A 17,072-nucleotide genomic window follows, 5' to 3' on the forward strand; every position below is an offset into this window, starting at 1 on the left:
ATCACCGCGCGGCGACGACCTGGCCGCCGGGGCCAGCAGCGACGCGGGTCCGCGGCACGTCGGCGAAGACCTCGGAGTGGTTCGACAGGCTCGACGCGCGGTCGAGGGGCCACACGGTGAAGCGCGCACGCCCGACGACGAGGTCGATCGGCACGGCGCCGTCGCGACCCGTGCCGCTCGGGTCGTGGAAGCGCGAGTCCGAGCTGTCGTCGCGGTTGTCGCCCATGACCCACACCTTGCCCTCGGGCACGGTGATGTCGAAGTCGACGCTGCTCGGGCTCGACCCGGGCTTGAGATAGCTCGCCTCGTCGATCGTCGCGCCGTTGACCATGAGCTTGCCGTCGCTGCCGCAGCACTGGACGCGGTCGCCGGGCAGCCCGATGACGCGCTTGATGAGGTGTCCCTCTGAGGTGTCGGGGAGCAGCCCGACGAAGGTCATCGTGTCGCGCACCGCGTTGAGCGCGGCCCCGTGGTTGACGGGAGGCGTCTCGTTGAGCCAGTCGCCCGGGTCGCCGAAGACGACGACGTCACCGCGCTGGAGGTCGAAGGGGCCCGGCGTGAGCTTCGAGACGACGACCCGGTCCCCGACGAGGAGGGTGTCCTCCATCGACTCGCTGGGGATGTAGAAGGCCTGGAGCAGGAAGGTCTTGACGACGAAGGAGAGGGTGAGGGCCATCGCGAGGACGATGACCAGCTCGCGCACGGCGCCGCCGATGCGGGCACCGACACCGGGTCGTCGCTCGCCCTCCGGCGTCTCGTCCTTCGCCTCGGCGCGTGCCGAGTCGGCGTCAGTACCCACGTGGTCTCCTTGCTCGTCCGGCCGGCGGCAGGACGCCTGGCACGGCCAGTATCACCGACGCTGCGGCGGGCTCGCACATCGCGAGCCGTCCGGCGCACCGTCGTCGGGGTCAGGCATCGGCCCAGGTCACGGGGAGCCGAGCGCCGAGAGCGGCCAGTACCGCCACACGACGGTGCCGACGACGTCGTCGGTGCGGATCATCCCGCCACCGGGCTTGCCGAGCAGCGACCGCGAGTCCGCCGAGCGGGCGCGGTTGTCGCCGAGGACGAAGATCCGGTCCTGCGGGACCTCGACGTCGAAGGGGTCGGTGCACGACCGCTCGCCCGCCGGCAGGTAGGGCTCGGCGACCGGCTCGCCGTCGCGCACGAGCCCGCCCTCGGGCGTGCACGACAGGCGCTGCCCGCCGACCGCGCCCACCCGCTTGAGGTAGTCCTGCTCGCCGAGGTCGATCCCGAAGGTCGACGCGACGGAGGCCAGGGTGCGCCCGATCAGACCGTCGGAGACGAAGGCCGAGCGGTCCGCCGGCGCGAGCGTGCCGGTGCCGTCGAGGACGACGAGGTCGCCCGGCTCGAGCTCTCCGTGGATCTTGCTCACGACGACGCGGTCGCCGACCTGGATCGTCGGCTCCATCGAGGCGGTCGGCACGAAGTAGGACTGCGCGACGAGCCCGCGGACGAGGAAGACGAGCAGGACGGCCAGCCCGAGCTGGAGCAGCAGGCGGCGCCCACGACGCGGGACGACCCCCTCCCGCTGGGCGGTGGGGGTCGTCTCGTCGGTCTCGTGGCTCATCGAGGCCTCAGCGTAGGCGCTGCACCTGGCAGCGGCCCGGCGATCAGCTGGCCGGGGTGTCGCGACGCTCGCGGATACGGGCCGCCTTGCCGCGCAGACCGCGCAGGTAGTACAGCTTCGCGCGACGCACGTCGCCGCGGGTCGCGACCTCGATCTTGTCGATGTTCGGGGAGTGCAGCGGGAAGGTGCGCTCCACGCCGACGCCGAAGGAGATCTTGCGGGCGGTGAAGGTCTCGCCGACGCCGCCGCCATGGCGACGGATGACGACGCCCTGGAAGACCTGGATACGGGAGCGGTTGCCCTCGATGACCTTGACGTGCACCTTGACGGTGTCACCGGCGCGGAAGTCGGGGATGTCGGCCTTGATGGAGGCCTGGTCGATCGCGTCGAAACGCTGCATGATGCTCTGCTTCCCGCGAGCGCCACAGGCCGCCCGCACATGATGTGTCCGGAGATGGTGCGGCGCCCGTCCGCCGCGTGCTGACCAGGTGGTCGCACTCCCCCTGTGGCAGGGGCAGAGCACTCGGGCGCAGTAGTCCATGGTGCCAGAGCACCCGCGCAGAGCTGAAATCGCGCTGCGCCCGCCCCTCCCCCGGCTCCCTCCCCTTCGCCGAGGTATGGAGATCTGCGCCCCCGACGGCCCGTCCGAGGACCGTCTGCCATACCTCGGCGAAAGGGGGCGGTCAGCGCGAAGGGGTGGCCGCCCGCCTCTTCGTGAGATCGGTCGTCCCCGGCCCCTCGCCGGGGCCGACGGGTCGGTACCCGGCCTTCTTGTACATGCGCATGAGGTGGGGCACCTCGGTCGCGGTGTTGAGCCAGTAGGTCGTGACGTCGGCCGGCGCGAGCGACTCGGCGTGGGCGAGCAGCTGGCGCCCGATCCCGCGCCCCTGGAGGTCGGGGACGACCATGAGCCGTCCGATCTGCCACACCGCCGGGTCCGCGGGGTCGCGGCGCACGCGCACGGACGCGACGAGGCGGCCCTCGCTGCGGAAGACGTGGATGTCCCAGTGCGCGAGCCCGTCGCGCACGTCCTGCGCGCTCTCGGCCGGCGCGCCCCACCAGTGCTGCGGGACGGCGACCATCTGCGCCCAGCACGCCCGCTGGACGACAGCGATCTCCGGGGCGTCAGAAGGCGTCGCGACGGAGGCGTCGAGATCGGCGAGCGCGCCGGTCGTCGCCGCGGCGGCGAGCAGGTCGGGCCGCCGGGCGGCGGTGCGCTCGAGACGCTGCTCGTGGCGCCAGGCCGCGATCCGGGCGTGGTCGCCCGACAGCAGGACGTCGGGCACGGCTCGGACGACCCCGTCGCCGTCCTCCCACACCGAGGGCTTGGTGTAGATCGGGTACTCGAGCAGACCCCCTTCGTGACTCTCCTCGACGAGCGACTCGGCGTTGCCGACGACGCCCGGCAGCAGGCGCACGACGGCCTCGGTCATCGCGAGGACGGCGACCTCGCCGCCGTTGAGGACGTAGTCGCCGAGGGAGAGGACGCGCACCTCCATGCGCTGCGCCGCCCACTCGTAGACGCGCTCGTCGATGCCCTCGTAGCGCCCGCACGCGAAGGCGAGCCACGGGGCCTGCGCGAGCTCGCGCGCCGTCGCCTGGTCGAAGGGCTGGCCGCCCGGGCCGGGGACGACGAGGACCGGGGCCGGGCCGCTCGCGTCGTCGGCCGTGCCGAGGACGTGGTCGAGCGCCTCGCTCCACGGCTGGGGCTTCATCACCATGCCGGCTCCCCCGCCGTACGGGGTGTCGTCGACGGTGCGGTGGCGGTCGTGGGTGAAGTCGCGCAGGTCGTGCACCCGCAGGTCGACGAGACCGTCGCGGCGCGCCTTGCCGATGAGCGAGAGGTCGAGCGGCGCGAGGTAGTCGGGGAAGATCGAGACGACGTCGAGCCTCATCAGCCCTCCCGGCCCAGCTCGAGCAGCCCGGGGGGCGCGTCGAGCACGACGTGGCCGGCCTCGGGGTCGACGGTCGGCACGATCTCCTCGACGAAGGGGACGAGCGTGCGCCCGCCGTCGGCGAGGTCGACGACGAGACGGTCCTGCGCGGTGCCGAGCTCGAGCGCGGCGACCGTGCCGAGGACGACGCCCGCGGTGTCGCGGACCTCGAGCCCGACGAGCTCTTCCTCGTACCAGCCCTCGTCGTCCTCGTCGTCGGCGGGCGCGAGGACGGCGTCGTCGTCGAGGACGAGGCGGGTGCCGCGCAGGGACTCCGCGCCGGTGCGGTCGGGGATGCCCTCGAAGCCGATGAGCCAGATCCCGCGGTGCACACGGGTCGTCGCGATCGTCAGCTGACGGGGCACGCCGGAGCCCGGCTGCGCCCGCGTCGTGAGGACCGCGCCGGGCACGAGACGCACCTCGGGCTCGTCGGTGTGCAGCTGCACGGTCACCTCGCCGCGCAGCGCGTGCGGCTTGCCGATACGGGCGACGACGTGACCGGTGCTCATGCGCCCCACGGTACTTCGCCCGCGGCGGCTCGCCGGACGCCACCGAATCGTGACCTGCCCGGGGCAGACCTGCCCAGCTGCGGTACGCCATCCTCGTCCCGGGCGCCCCCCTTCGCCCGCTCCTGTCCCCCCGCCGAGGAGACCCCATGCGCGCCATGCGCCGACGCCCCCTGCGTCCCGCACTCGCCATCGTGCTCGCCGCGCTCGTCGCGCTGACCCTCGCGCCCGCGTCCGGCGCGAGCGCCCGCACACCGGTGAGCCCGCAGCCCCAGACGACGACCCGCTCCGTGCTGCCGAGCTGCACCGGCTACACCTCGCAGACGGTGCCGCCCAAGACGATCCGGGTCTACCGCACGAAGCTCGGCCGCGTCGACGTCGTCGACTTCAAGCGCTACGTCAAGGACGTCCTGCCGCGCGAGTGGATCCCCTCGTGGGACTCGCGCTCGCTCGAGGCCGGCGCCATGGCGGCCAAGACCTTCGCGTGGCACCAGGTGCTGCACCGCAAGAGCACGACCTACGTCCACCAGGGCACGTGCTACGACGTCAAGGACACCGTCGCCGACCAGCTCTACGTCCCCGGCTCGGCGCACCCCCGCACCGACGCCGCGGTCGACGCCACGTGGTCCCAGTACATGCACCGCGGGGGCGAGATCTTCCTCTCGCAGTTCTGCGCGAACATGAACTGCTACGACGTCTCGAGCCGCGACACGTGCGGCAAGGCCGCGAACGGCGTGCGGATGTCGCAGTGGGGCAGCCAGGACTGCGCCCGGCGTCTCGGGCGCGAGCACCGCTCGATCCTCACGACGTACTACGGCACCCTCACCTTCGGCAGCGCGAAGAAGCCCCAGCCGATGAGCGCGCAGAGCATCTCCGGCTCCGGCGACTTCACCGGCGACGGGCGGCCCGACGTCCTGGGCTACACCCCGTCGCGCAACGGCGGCGCCATCACGATCTACCGCGGCAGCTCGGCCGGCACGCTCGTCAACCCGAGCACCTTCGGCTCCGGCTGGTCCGCCTACAACGGCCTGCTGCGGCTCGACGCCGACGGCGACGGCCGGCAGGACGTCCTCGCCCGGGTCGCCGCCACCGGCGAGCTGCACCTGCACCGCGGGACCGGCAAGGGCACCCTGCCGCCCGTCCTCGTCGCCGGCTCCGAGGACTGGAACACCTACGCCCAGCTCGTCTCGCCCGGCGACCTCACCGGCGACGGGCGTCCCGACGTCCTGGCCATCACCCCCGGCGGGCAGCTCTTCCGCTTCACGGTGACCCCCTCGGGCACGAGCGCGGTCCTCACCGGCAAGACCCGTCTGGCCCTGGGCTGGAACCGCTTCTCCCGCGTCATCGGCCCCGGCGACCTCACCCGCGACGGGCGCGCCGACCTGCTCACCGTCGACAAGACCTCGGGCCTGCTGCGCCTCTACGCGACGAACCCCGACGGCACCGTGAGCTACCGCTCGCGGGTCGGGACCGGCTGGCACACGCACCTCGACGTCACCGCGATCGGCGACCTCACCCGTGACGGGGTGCCCGACATCGCGGCGGTGAGCAGCCGCTGGCCCTACGACCTGCTCGTCTACCGGGGCCGGGCGAGCGTCGCGTCTCCCTACCCCTTCGAGCCGGTCGCACGCCCCCGCGGCTTCCACCAGTTCACCGGGCTCTTCTGAGCCCGTCCCGCCCGGGGACGACGAAGGGGGCCCGCACCGGTGGTGCGGGCCCCCTTCGTGTCGCTCGGGCTCAGCCCTCGCGGTCGGTGTCGACGATGTCGATCCGGACGCTCTCGCCACCCGAGAGCGCACCGAGCACGGTGCGCAGGGCGGTGGCGGTGCGCCCGGAGCGGCCGATGACGCGACCGAGGTCGTCCGGGTGGACCCGGACCTCGAGGACGGTGCCGCGACGCAGGTCCTTCTGGCGCACGACGACCTCGTCCTTGTGGTCGACGATCCCGGTGACCAGGTGCTCCAGCGCCTCGTCGAGCACGGTCAGTCCTGCTTGGTCTCGGCGTCGGCCTCGGCCGGGGCCTCGGCAGCGGTCTCCGCGGCGGCAGCCTCCTCGGCGGCCTTGGCGGCGGCAGCCTCGTCAGCGGCCTTCTTGTCCGCCTTCTTCTTGGCGGTGACGGCCTTGTGCTGCTCCTCCTCCGAGCCGGACGCGGCGAGGGCAGCCTCGTACAGGTCCTTCTTGGGGGTCTTGGCGTCCTTGACCTTGAGGTTGCCGCTCTCGACGACCTCGAGCAGGCGCGCGACGGCCTCGGTCGGCTGCGCACCGTTGGCCACCCAGTAGGCAGCGCGCTCCATGTCGATGTCGATGAGCGAGGGCTCCTCGGTGGGGTGGTACTTGCCGATCTCCTCGATGGCCCGGCCATCGCGCTTGGTGCGCGAGTCCATGACGACGACGCGGTAGAACGGCGCGCGGATCTTGCCCATGCGCTTCAGACGGATCTTGACGGCCACGTGAGTGGTCTCCTGTCATGCTTGAGGGCGCGGCGAGACCGCACGAGATGAGTCGGTGCGGGGAGCCGGCGCCCAGGGTAGACATCTGCCGGCGGCTGCCGGCGGAAGGTGTACTGGACCCAGTCTGCCAGAGCGCGGCCCGCGTCACGAATCGTCGCGAGGCGCCGCAGCGCGCTGCGGTGGGTCGGACATCGCCGCCAGGAGGTCCTCGACGGCCCGTCCGCCGCCCTCCCCTGCGATGCCGTCGTGCACGCCGAGACGGTCCGCGTCGGAGCGCGCGGCCGAGACCTTGAAGCGGCCGACGAGGCGGGTGAGCGGGATCTCGACGCCGACGACGTCGCTCAGGCGCGCGTCGAGGTAGTCGGCCGGGGCCATGCCCATGCGCCACGGCCGCTCCCGGCCGGACTCCATGGCCGTGGTGAGCCGGGCGAGGACACCGCGCACCCAGCGAGGGTCGTCGTGGACGACGAGCTCGCCCCACCCGTGGACGACGAGGTAGTTCCACGTCGGGACGACGCGGTGGTCCACGGCCTTGCTCGGGTACCAGGTCGGCGAGACGTAGTGCTCGGCAGGGCCGAAGGTCGCCATGACCGGCCCCTCCTGCCGACCGGGACGCCACAGCGGGTTGGCCCGGGCGACGTGCCCGACGAGACGGCGACCGTCGGCGTCGTCGAGGAGCAGGAGCGGCACGAGGTCGACGTCGGGGGTCGTGCCGTCGTGCGTCACGAGCGCGGCGAGCGGGTGACGGGCGACGAAGGGGGCGAGCACCGCGAGATCGGTGACCTCGTCGTGAGGGGGCAGGTAGGGCACCGCTCGCCCTACCTGTTGTGCATCGCGTCGGGCCGTGAGGCGAGGTCCTGGACGAGGGCGGGCAGCTGGCCGGAGGCGATGGCCGCCAGGGACGTGTCGTCGAGCACGTCGCGCAGGGCGGCGCGCAGGGCGACCCACACGACGGGCAGGCGCTGCGCCGACCCGGTGTAGACGAGGTCCTGGGGGCGCTGGCCCCGGATCTCCGCGAGCGGGCCGTCGACGGCCCGGATGACGTCACCGACGGAGATCTCGTCGGCCGGCCGGGCGAGGAGGTAGCCGCCGGCGGCTCCCCGCCGGCTCGTCACGAGGCCGGCCCGGCGCAGGTCGGCGACGATGGCCTCGAGGAACTTGCGTGGCAGCTCTTGCTCGCCGCTCAGCTGCTCGACCGAGACCGGCCGACCGTCCTGCGCGGCGACGAGGCTGAGCAGCGCGCGCACCGCGTAGTCCGACCGCGCGGAGATGTCCATGGGCCCAGTATCGCCGGTCGGGCGGGGGCCCGGAGGACCACCCGCTGAGACATAACACCGCGTTACTTGACTCATAACGCGACGTTCTGATCAACTCCCACTGGTCGGGTGGGAGATACGCCCGGCCGAGCGCCGGGTCGCCACGGACGTCACGACGACGCCCCATCCCGCCCCGCTCGTCCTCCCCCACAGAGAGTCCCCCAGCGATGCGCAAGCTCGTCCTCCTGGCCGTCGTCGGCTTCCTCGCCCAGCTCGTCGACGGGTCGCTCGGCATGGCCTACGGCGTCACGACGACGACGCTGCTGCTCGCGATCGGGACCAACCCGGCCGCGGCCTCGGCCACCGTCCACCTCGCCGAGATCGGCACCACGCTCTTCTCCGGCGCCTCGCACTGGCGCTTCGGCAACGTCGACTGGGGCGTCGTCGCCAAGATCGGCATCCCCGGCGCCGTCGGCGCCTTCGCCGGCGCCACCTTCTTGTCCTCGCTCGACACCGGCACCGCGAAGCCGGTCATGAGCGGGATCCTGCTCGTCCTCGGCCTCTACGTCCTCGTCCGCTTCACCGTCAAGGGTCTGCGCAAGGACCGCCTCGGCCAGCCGCTGCGCAAGCGCTTCCTCGGCCCGCTCGGCCTTTTCGCCGGCTTCGTCGACGCGACCGGTGGCGGCGGCTGGGGCCCGGTCGGCACCCCGGCGCTGCTCGCGAGCGGCCGCATCGAGCCCCGCAAGACCATCGGCTCGATCGACACCAGCGAGTTCCTCGTCGCCCTCGCCGCGAGCCTGGGCTTCCTCTTCGCGCTCGGCTCGCAGGGCATCGAGTGGTCCTGGGTCATCGTCCTGCTCGTCGGCGGCGCGATCGCCGCCCCCATCGCCGCGTACATCGTGCGCATCGTGCCCCCGCGCATCCTCGGCAGCCTCGTCGGCGGTCTCATCGTCCTCACCAACGCCCGCACCCTCATGGGCAAGGACGGCTTCGCCCTCGACAGCACCGCGAAGTGGGTCGTCTACGGCCTCGTGTGGGCCGCCTGGATCGGCGCGGTCGCGTGGAGCACGAAGGAGCACCGTCGCGAGCGGGCCGCCGAGCAGGCCCAGGGCCCGCACGAGGACGAGCGCGAGCGGGTCGGCTCCCCCGCCTGATCCCCGCGCCGTCCAAGAGCGACCCACCGCCACGCCCCGCGTGCCGGTGGGTCGCTCTCACGTGGTGGGGGCGGCTGCCGCTCCGTAGCGGTCGACGGGCTCGGAGCCGGTCGTGACGGTCACCGCTGCCGAGAGCACGGCGAAGAGGGCGAGCGAGCCGACGACCGCAACGAGCTTCGGGCCCCAGCCGCCGGTGACCGAGCCGTGCGTCGGCAGCGGGCCCGACCAGCGCGGGTCGGCGTCTCCCGCGGCGAGCGCGGCGGCGTCGACGCGTGCGTCGAGGGCCGCGAGGTCGCGGCGGGTCGGGTGCAGGGCGAGCGCGACGGGCGAACCGCGGCGAAGGGGGCCGAGGTCGGGCACGAGGGCCGCCACCCGGCGGGGTCCCGCGGGGGTGAGCGCGGTGGCGAGGACCCTGCGGCCCCGCTCGGCGCGAGGACCGCCGAGCGCCGCGACCGGCCGGCCCGAGCGGTCGGGCAGGCTCTGCACGACCCGGGCGGGCACGGTCGTCCCGGCCACCTCGCCGCGGACGAGCTCGTCGGCCCCCGCCGCGAGGGAGGCAGCCATCCGGGCGTCCTCGCGGCGCAGGCTGACCAGGTACCAGGTGGCGACGGCCACGAGCAGCACGAGCGAGAGCGTCGGCACGACGACCATCTCGACGCCGGGGACGCGGTCGCTGACGACGACGGCGAGGACGAGTCCGAGCATGGCTCCGGCCGGGGCCATGAGCGCCGCCAGGACGAGTGCCAGGGGCCGGGTGAGGTCGTTCAGCGGGTCCCGCCACATCCTCGACATGCGCTCACCGTAGGGGTCGCGCGACCCGCGGCGCGACGGCGAGCGCTCCCCTGCTCAGGCGACGGTGGCGCCCCGCAGGACGACGTGACGGGGCGTGGCGCAGGCGCGGACGTCCTCGCGCGGGTCGGCGGCGAGGACGACGAGGTCGGCGTCCTCGCCCTCGACGATCGCCGGGCGGCCGAGCCAGCGGCGTGCGGCCCAGGTGCCCGCCGACAGGGCCTGGGTGTGCGTCATGCCGGCCTGAGTGAGCAGCTGCATCTCCTGCGCCGCGAGGCCGTGCGCGATGGAGCCGCCCGCGTCCGTGCCGACCATGACGGGGATCCCTGCCTCGTGCGCTGCCGCGACGGTCTGCAGGCGACGACGGTGGAGGTCGAGCATGTGCCGGTGGTAGTCGGGGAACTTCTCGCGGGCCGGCTCGGCGATGGCGGGGAAGGTCTCGATGTTGACGAGCGTCGGCACGACCGTGATGCCCTGCCGGGCGAAGGCGGCGATGCTCTCGTCGTCGAGACCGGTCGCGTGCTCGATGCAGTCGGTGCCCGCTGCGGCGAAGTCGTGGAGGGACTGCTCGCCGAAGCAGTGAGCGGTCACCCGCGCCCCCTCCTCGTGCGCGGCGGCGATCGCCTCGGTGAGCACGTCGACGGGCCAGCACGGCGTGAGGTCGCCGACCTCGCGGTCGATCCAGTCGCCGACGAGCTTGACCCACCCGTCGCCGGCGCGGGCCTCGGCCCGCACCCGCGAGACGAGCTGCTCGGGCTCGACCTCCCACGCGTAGTTGCGGATGTACCGCCGGGTCCGGGCGATGTGCCGCCCGGCCCGGATGATCTTCGGCAGGTCGTCGCGCTCGTCCACCCACCGCGTGTCGGCGGCCGACCCGGCGTCACGGATGAGCAGGGTGCCGGCGTCACGGTCGGCGAGCGCCTGCTGCTCCGTCGTCCCCTCGTCGACGGCGCCGTGCCGGTCGAGCCCGACGTGGCAGTGCGCGTCGACGAATCCGGGCACGACCCAGCCCTCGACGTGCTCCCACGGCCCTGACGTCGTCGGGGCGGTGAAGGTGATGCGTCCCCCGACGACCCACAGCTCGTCGACCACCTCGTGCTCGTCGAGCAGGACCCGTCCGGTGACGTGCAGCGTCGTCATCGTCGGCCTCAGCGCGCCGCGGACGAGCGGCCGTCGCCGCCGAGGAAGGCTGCCGCGGCGAGGGTGAGGTCGACGAGGTCGCTCGTGCCGGCGAGCTCGCGCGCCGAGTGCATCGACAGCAGGGGGATGCCGACGTCGAGGGTGCGGATGCCCAGCCGTGTCGCGGTGATCGGGCCGATCGTCGACCCGCACGGGACGGAGTTGTTCGAGACGAAGGTCTGCGAGGTCACCCCCGCCTGCGCGCACCACCCGTGCCAGGCGGCGGTCCCGGGGCCGTCGGTCGTGTAGCGCTGGTTCGCGTTGACCTTGAGGATCGGGCCGGAGCCGAGCACCGGACGCACGACCGGGTCGTGCTTCTCGGGGTAGTTCGGGTGCACCGAGTGCCCGACGTCGCTCGAGACGCACCACGACGCGGCCGTCGCGCGCAGGCGCTCCTCGGGGCTCGCCCCGAGGGCGATGCCGATCCGGGCGAGGACGTCCTCGAGGAAGGGACCGGCCGCTCCCGAGCGGCTCGCCGAGCCGACCTCCTCGTGGTCGAAGACAGCGAGGACGGCGACGTGGTCCGCGTCGGCCCCGGCGACCTCGTCGAGCGCGACGACGCCGGCGTGGACGCTCGCGAGGTCGTCGAGACGGCCGGAGGCGAAGAAGACGTCGTCCTGCCCGAAGATGCGACCCCGGGCCGCGTCGGCGGTCACGAGGTCGAAGCCCCGCACGCGGGCCGCGTCGACGCCCGAGGTCGACGCGATCTCGCCGACGAGGTCGGCCGAGGCCGCCGCGCCGAGGCCCCAGACCGGCTGGGTCTGACGCTGACGGTCCAGCGCGAGGCCCTCGTTGACGTCGCGGTCGAGGTGGATCGCCAGCTGGGGCAGGCGCAGCAGCGGCCCGGAGTCGGCGAGCACGCTCGAGCCGTCGTCGAGGACGAGCCGTCCGGCCAGGCGCAGCTCGCGGTCCAGCCAGGAGTTGAGCAGCGGCCCTCCGTAGACCTCGACACCGGCCTGCAGCCAGCCGTGGGCGCCGGTGCTGGGCTGGGGCTTGAGGACGAGGCCCGGGGAGTCGGAGTGGGCGCCGAAGACGCGGACCGGCGTCGTCGCGGTCGCCGAGGCCGGGACGACCCACGCGATGACGGCGCCGTCGCGCACGACGAGGTAGCGCCCGGCCGCGCTCGGCCAGGCCTCGCTCTCGTCGAGCGCCGTGAAGCCGGACTCCTGCAGCCGGCGGGCCACCTCGGCGGCGGCGTGGTGGCTCGACGGCGACGCCTCGACGAAGTCGGCGAGGTCCTCGGCGTGGGCGGTGCGATCCAGGTGCACGTCATGTCCCCTTCGGTAGCGGACCTCGACACTATCCGCGCCGTCGCCGGCCCGCCGCGCGGGGCGGGGCGGTCAGGCGGTGAGGAAGCGGCGCAGCGCCTGCACGAAGATCTCGGGCTGCTCCGAGTGCACCCAGTGCCCGGCGGACTTGATGGTCAGCAGACGGGTGCGCGGGAAGTACCCCCGCATCGCCGGTCCCATCTCGTCGCGGACGTAGGCCGACTCGGCGCCGGCGACCCACAGCACGGGACCGTCGTAGGTGCGTCCCTCGACGGCCTCGGCCGGCCAGCCGCGCAGGGCCGGGATAGCCTCGCCGAGCACCTCGAGATTCATCTGCCAGCGCCAGCCCTGGCCCTCGCGGCGCAGGTTCTGCAGCAGGAAGGCGCGCACGCCCGGGTCGGGCGCCGCCTCGACGAGCGCGGCGTCGGCCTCCTCTCGGCTGCCCGTGCTGCGCAGGTCCATCGCCCGCATGGCCGCGACGAAGCCCTCGAACTCACGCCCCTCGCGGTAGGCGACCGGCGAGACGTCGACGACGCACAGCCGCTCGACGAGCTCGGGGTGGCGCAGGGCGAGGAGCATGGCGATCTTGCCGCCCATCGAGTGCCCGACGACGACCCACGGCTCGTCGTCAGCGATGGACATCAGGGTGTCGGCGACGGTGTCGGCCGCACGCACGTAGTCGAAGCGCTCGCTCCAGCCCGAGCGCCCGTGGTCGGGCATGTCGACGAGGGTCGGGCGGGCGATGTCGCCGACCGCCTTGGCGATCGTCCCCCAGTTGCGGCCCTGGCCGAAGAGTCCGTGGAAGAAGGCGACGCGGGGGCCGTGCTCCCCCTTCGAGACGTGGTGGAGGACCGGGCTGCCCATCTCGCTCACTGCCCGAGGAACTTCTCGAACCCCTTCGGCAGCTGGCTCGGGTCGAGGTCGGGCGCGGCGCCCGGGCCGCTCCCAGCACCGAAGGCGCTGCCGGCCGGGCCCTTGCCGGCCGCCCGGTCCGCCGCCGCGCGCTCCTGCTCGGCCCGCTTCGCGGGGTTGCCGGACTTGCCCTTCTTCTTCACCTGCTTGGGCTGGCGCGCCTTCTTGCCGCCGCCCATCCCGGGCAGGCCCGGCATGCCGGGCATGCCGCCGCCGCGGGCGAGCTGCTTCATCATCTTCTGCGCCTCGCCGAAGCGCTCGAGCAGCTGGTTGACCTCGGAGACCTGCACCCCGGAGCCGCGGGCGATGCGCGCGCGGCGCGAGCCGTTGATCTGCTTGGGGTGGTTGCGCTCGAAGGGGGTCATCGAGCGCACCATGGCCTCGACGCGGTCGAACTCGCGCTCGTCGAGGTTGTCGAGCTGGGCGGCCATCTGCCCCATGCCCGGCATCATCTTGAGCATCGACTTCAGCGAGCCCATCTTCTTCAGCGCGGCCATCTGCTGGAGGAAGTCGTCGAAGGTGAAGTCCTCGGCGGCGAGGAACTTGCGCTGCATCTCCTCGGCCTGACCGGCGTCGAAGGCGCGCTCGGCCTGCTCGATGAGGGTGAGCACGTCGCCCATGTCGAGGATGCGGCTGGCCATGCGGTCGGGGTGGAAGACCTCGAGGTCGCGCACCCCCTCGCCGGTGGAGGCGAACATGATCGGGCGGCCGGTCGTGCGCGCCACGGACAGCGCGGCACCGCCGCGGGCGTCGCCGTCGAGCTTCGAGAGGACGACACCGGTGAAGTCGACGCCCTGCTGGAAGGCCTGGGCGGTCTCGACCGCGGCCTGGCCGATCATCGCGTCGATGACGAAGAGGACCTCGTCGGGCGAGATCGCCGTGCGGATGTCGGCGGCCTGCTGCATGAGGTCCGCGTCCACGGCCAGACGACCGGCGGTGTCGACGATGACGACGTCGTGCTGGCGGCTCTGCGCGTGCGCGATCCCCTCACGGGCGACCGAGACCGGGTCGCCGAAGGAGCGCGTGCCCTCACCGGCGGCACCGGCGTCGTGCCCGCCGATGTTGCCTCGCTCGGGCGCGAAGACGGAGACGCCGGCGCGCTCGGCGACGACCTCGAGCTGGGTGACGGCGTTGGGCCGCTGGAGGTCGGCGGCCACGAGGATCGGGGTGTGCCCCTGCTCCTTGAGGCGCGCGCCGAGCTTGCCCGCGAAGGTCGTCTTGCCCGAGCCCTGGAGGCCGGCGAGCATGATGACGGTCGGCGGGCGCTTGGCCAGCGTCAGCTCACGGGTGTTGCCGCCGAGGATGCCGACGAGCTCCTCGTTGACGATCTTGATGACCTGCTGGGCGGGGTTGAGCGCCCCGCTGACCTCGGCACCGGTCGCCCGCTCGCGGACGGCGCTGGTGAACTCCTTGACGACCGGCAGGGCGACGTCGGCGTCGATGAGGGCCATCCGGATGTCACGGATCGTCTTGTTGACGTCGGACTCGGACAGGCGGCCCTTGCCGCGGAGGTTCGCGAAGGTCCCGGTCAGGCGGTCGGACAGGCTGGTGAACACGGGCCCAGGGTAGTCGCCCGCGCGCTAGCCGCCGACCGGCCGGTCGTCGAGGTCGCAGGCGTCGATGAGGGCGGACAGGACCTGGGCCGTCTTCGCCGGGCTGAGCGGCCCGCCGCCGGGCAGCGTGACGTAGAAGGTGTCGAGCGTCTGGCCCGCGTGGGTGGCGATGTGCGCCGAGCGCACGCCGACGCCCTGCTGGGCCAGGCACATGCCGAGGTCGTGCAGCAGACCGGGCCGGTCCTGGGTGCGCACCTCGAGCACGCTCGCCGCGGCGCTGCCGGAGGGCAGGACGAAGGCGCGGGTGGCGCCGGCTGCCGAGGGGAAGGCCGGCCGGGTGGAGCGGCTGCGGGCGAGGGCCCCGAGGGCACCCCGGTCACCCCCGGCGAGCCGGGTGAGCGACGCGGCGAGCCGGCGCGGCTCGGGCGCGTCGCCGCCGGGCGACTCGACGACCCACTGGTCGACCGCGATCCCGTCCTGGGTCGCCAGCCGTGCGCTGCGCACGGTGAGACCCTGCGCGGCGAGGACGCCCGCGGTGTCGGCGAAGAGCCCGTGCCGGTCGCGGTCGTAGACGTGGACCACCCAGCCGGTCGGGGCCTTTGACACGGTGACGAAGGGGTGACCCACCCCGATCGCGTCGCGCGCCTCCGGCGGGAGGTCGACCGCGCCCTGCTCCTGCGGCGGGGCGACCGGGCTGCCCGACAGGCGCTCGCGGACGCGGTCGGTGAGCGTGCCGAGCAGGTCGGCGCGCCACTGGGTCCACGCCTTCGGGCCGGTGGCCTGGCTGTCGGCGACGGTGAGGGCCCGCAGCAGCTCGAAGGTCTCGAGCCGGCCGTCGACGACCTCGACGACGGCGTCGATGGTCGCGGGCTCGTCGAGGTCTCGGCGGGTCGCGACCTCGATGAGGGTGAGGTGCTCGCGCACGAGCAGCTCGACGAGGGCGACGTCCTGCGGGGGCAGGGAGAGGCGCTGCATCGCGCCGCGGGCGATCTTCGCCCCCTCGACGCTGTGGTCGTTGGCGCCGGCGATCTTGCCGATGTCGTGCATGAGGGCGCCGAGGAGGAGCAGGTCAGGGCGTTGGACGTCGCGCGAGAGCCGGGCGGCCTGGGTCACCGCCTCGAGGATGTGCCGGTCGACGGTGTGCCGGTGCACGGCGTTGCGCTGCGGGCGGCTGCGCACGGCGTCCCACTCCGGGAGCCAGTGCGAGACCAGGCCCGCCTGGTCCAGCCCCTCCCAGGTGGGCACGAGGCCCGCACCGCTGGCGAGCAGCTCGGTGAGCTGGCGCACGGCCCCGTCCGGCCACGGTGTGCTCAGCCGAGGGGCCCGGGAGAGGTTGGCGAGGGTCTGGGGGGCCAGCGGCAGCCGGTTCCGGGCGGCGACGACGGCGGCCCGCAGGGGCAGCTCCGCGTCGACGCCGACCTGCTGGGTGGAGCCGAGGACGGCCTCGCCGTCGTGGCGGAAGAGCCCGTAGCCGAGCGGCACCATCGCCGGGCGCCGAGGCCCGACGCGCAGGGTGCGCGCGCGCTGCGACTGGCCGGCCCGACGGGTGGCCCCGTCGAGCGCGTAGGCGATGGTGCGGGCCGAGGTCGACACGACGGTGAGGAGCTCGTCGCTGTCTGACAGGCCGAGCAGGGCGGCGACGGCGTCGGCGTCGTCGCGCAGCAGCCGGTCGCGACCGCGCCCCGTCGTGAGGTGCACGGCGTCGCGGACGTCGAGCAGGCGCGCGTGGGCCTGGTCGAGTCGGCCGCGGTCGCGGTCGGTGAGCCACGCCTGGGTGAGGGCGCGCAGCACGGTGATGTCACGCAGCCCGCCGCGGCTCTCCTTGAGGTCGGGCTCCTGCGACTGGGCCAGCTCGCCGTGGCGCAGGTGCCGGGCGGCGGTCGCCTCGACGAGCTGGGGCAGCCGCTTGCGGGCGTTGGCCCGCCAGTCGTGCGCGACGCTCGAGCGCACGCCCGACACGAGGTCCGCGTCGCCCGCCACGAGACGCAGGTCGAGCAGGCCGACGGCGGCGGTGAGGTCGTCGGCCGCGACCGAGCGGCACTCCCCTGCCGTCCGGACGCTGTGGTCGAGGCGCAGCCCGGCGTCCCACACGGGGTACCAGATGCGGTCGGCGAGGACGGCGACCTCGCGCTCGCGGTGGCTGCGCCCGTCGTGCAGGAGGACGAGGTCGAGATCGCTGAGCGGGCCGGAGTCGGCCCGCCCGAGGCTGCCGACCGCGGCCAGCGCCAGACCCGGCCGGGCGCCGACGGCCTCGTCGAAGACCCCGGTGAGCCACCGGTCCGTGGCGGCGGCGATGGCGGCCCGCCGCGTCCCGCCGGCACCCGGGACGGCGAAGTCCCGGGTGCCGGCGAGGTCGAGCCGAGCTGCTCGCAGGTCCTGCGGCGCCGAGGGGTCGGTGCTCGTCGAGGTCATGACGCTCCTGTGCTCGCTGCGGTCTCGTGCGGTGGTGCCGTGCTGGTGCGGTGCCGGCGGTGGCCGGCGGG

General features: G+C 73.8%; 17 protein-coding genes. 2 read left to right on the forward strand and 15 right to left on the reverse strand.

The window, feature by feature from the left end; genetic code table 11:
- Position 1: 1 nt before the first annotated feature.
- From lepB (LIV55_RS03575) to rimM, 5 genes are all read right to left on the reverse strand, one after another.
- The gene (gene lepB / locus LIV55_RS03575) at positions 2–799 is read right to left on the reverse strand and encodes a signal peptidase I (RefSeq protein WP_229299203.1); all 798 of its coding nucleotides are present in this window, start codon (positions 797–799) and stop codon (positions 2–4) included.
- A gap of 126 nt (positions 800–925) precedes the next feature.
- On the reverse strand, positions 926–1,588 hold the full coding sequence (lepB, locus tag LIV55_RS03580) for a signal peptidase I (RefSeq protein ID WP_068274659.1): 663 nt from the start codon (positions 1,586–1,588) through the stop codon (positions 926–928).
- Between the two features lie 43 nt (positions 1,589–1,631).
- Entirely contained in the window at positions 1,632–1,988 is a 357-nt protein-coding gene (gene rplS / locus LIV55_RS03585; protein ID WP_123093266.1) for a 50S ribosomal protein L19, read from the reverse strand.
- Between the two features lie 283 nt (positions 1,989–2,271).
- The gene (gene trmD / locus LIV55_RS03590; protein WP_229299204.1) at positions 2,272–3,483 is read right to left on the reverse strand and encodes a tRNA (guanosine(37)-N1)-methyltransferase TrmD; all 1,212 of its coding nucleotides are present in this window, start codon (positions 3,481–3,483) and stop codon (positions 2,272–2,274) included.
- Entirely contained in the window at positions 3,483–4,031 is a 549-nt protein-coding gene (gene rimM, locus LIV55_RS03595) for a ribosome maturation factor RimM (protein ID WP_191564515.1), read from the reverse strand. Before rimM ends, trmD begins: the two co-directional genes overlap by 1 nt.
- A 146-nt stretch (positions 4,032–4,177) precedes the next feature.
- Here rimM and LIV55_RS03600 point away from each other — a divergent pair, with 146 nt between their 5' ends.
- Entirely contained in the window at positions 4,178–5,695 is a 1,518-nt protein-coding gene (locus LIV55_RS03600) for an FG-GAP-like repeat-containing protein (RefSeq protein ID WP_229299205.1), read from the forward strand.
- A gap of 70 nt (positions 5,696–5,765) precedes the next feature.
- On the opposite strand, the gene LIV55_RS03605 is transcribed toward LIV55_RS03600, so the two are convergent.
- From LIV55_RS03605 to LIV55_RS03620, 4 genes are all read right to left on the reverse strand, one after another.
- A complete protein-coding gene (locus LIV55_RS03605) occupies positions 5,766–6,008 on the reverse strand; it encodes an RNA-binding protein (RefSeq protein ID WP_068274642.1) in 243 nt (80 codons plus the stop codon).
- 2 nt (positions 6,009–6,010) lie between these two features.
- Entirely contained in the window at positions 6,011–6,478 is a 468-nt protein-coding gene (gene rpsP, locus LIV55_RS03610; RefSeq protein WP_229299206.1) for a 30S ribosomal protein S16, read from the reverse strand.
- 144 nt (positions 6,479–6,622) lie between these two features.
- Positions 6,623–7,288: an FMN-binding negative transcriptional regulator gene (locus LIV55_RS03615; protein ID WP_229299207.1), complete on the reverse strand. Its 666-nt coding sequence runs from the start codon at positions 7,286–7,288 to the stop codon at positions 6,623–6,625.
- A gap of 8 nt (positions 7,289–7,296) precedes the next feature.
- Positions 7,297–7,755, reverse strand: coding sequence for an RrF2 family transcriptional regulator (locus LIV55_RS03620; RefSeq protein ID WP_229299208.1), 459 nt, complete (start codon positions 7,753–7,755; stop codon positions 7,297–7,299).
- 206 nt (positions 7,756–7,961) lie between these two features.
- On the opposite strand from LIV55_RS03620, the gene LIV55_RS03625 reads away from it, so the two are divergent.
- Entirely contained in the window at positions 7,962–8,888 is a 927-nt protein-coding gene (locus tag LIV55_RS03625) for a sulfite exporter TauE/SafE family protein (protein WP_229299209.1), read from the forward strand.
- Between the two features lie 57 nt (positions 8,889–8,945).
- On the opposite strand, the gene LIV55_RS03630 is transcribed toward LIV55_RS03625, so the two are convergent.
- From LIV55_RS03630 to LIV55_RS03655, 6 genes are all read right to left on the reverse strand, one after another.
- The gene (locus LIV55_RS03630; protein ID WP_229299210.1) at positions 8,946–9,680 is read right to left on the reverse strand and encodes a hypothetical protein; all 735 of its coding nucleotides are present in this window, start codon (positions 9,678–9,680) and stop codon (positions 8,946–8,948) included.
- Positions 9,681–9,734: 54 nt separating this feature from the next.
- On the reverse strand, positions 9,735–10,817 hold the full coding sequence (locus tag LIV55_RS03635; RefSeq protein WP_229299211.1) for an amidohydrolase family protein: 1,083 nt from the start codon (positions 10,815–10,817) through the stop codon (positions 9,735–9,737).
- A gap of 8 nt (positions 10,818–10,825) precedes the next feature.
- Positions 10,826–12,124, reverse strand: a complete 1,299-nt coding sequence (locus LIV55_RS03640; RefSeq protein ID WP_229299212.1) for a M18 family aminopeptidase — start codon at positions 12,122–12,124, stop codon at positions 10,826–10,828.
- Between the two features lie 72 nt (positions 12,125–12,196).
- A complete protein-coding gene (locus tag LIV55_RS03645) occupies positions 12,197–12,988 on the reverse strand; it encodes an alpha/beta fold hydrolase (RefSeq protein WP_229299571.1) in 792 nt (263 codons plus the stop codon).
- Between the two features lie 5 nt (positions 12,989–12,993).
- Positions 12,994–14,592 carry a signal recognition particle protein gene (ffh, locus tag LIV55_RS03650; RefSeq protein WP_229299213.1) on the reverse strand — a complete coding sequence of 533 codons (1,599 nt, stop codon included), beginning with the start codon at positions 14,590–14,592 and terminating at the stop codon, positions 12,994–12,996.
- A gap of 24 nt (positions 14,593–14,616) precedes the next feature.
- Complete coding sequence (locus tag LIV55_RS03655) at positions 14,617–17,001, reverse strand: [protein-PII] uridylyltransferase (RefSeq protein ID WP_201467353.1); 2,385 nt, start codon at positions 16,999–17,001, stop codon at positions 14,617–14,619.
- Between the last annotated feature and the right edge of the window lie 71 nt (positions 17,002–17,072).

It is taken from the genome of Janibacter melonis (genome assembly GCF_020567375.1).
Lineage (GTDB): Bacteria > Actinomycetota > Actinomycetes > Actinomycetales > Dermatophilaceae > Marihabitans > Marihabitans melonis.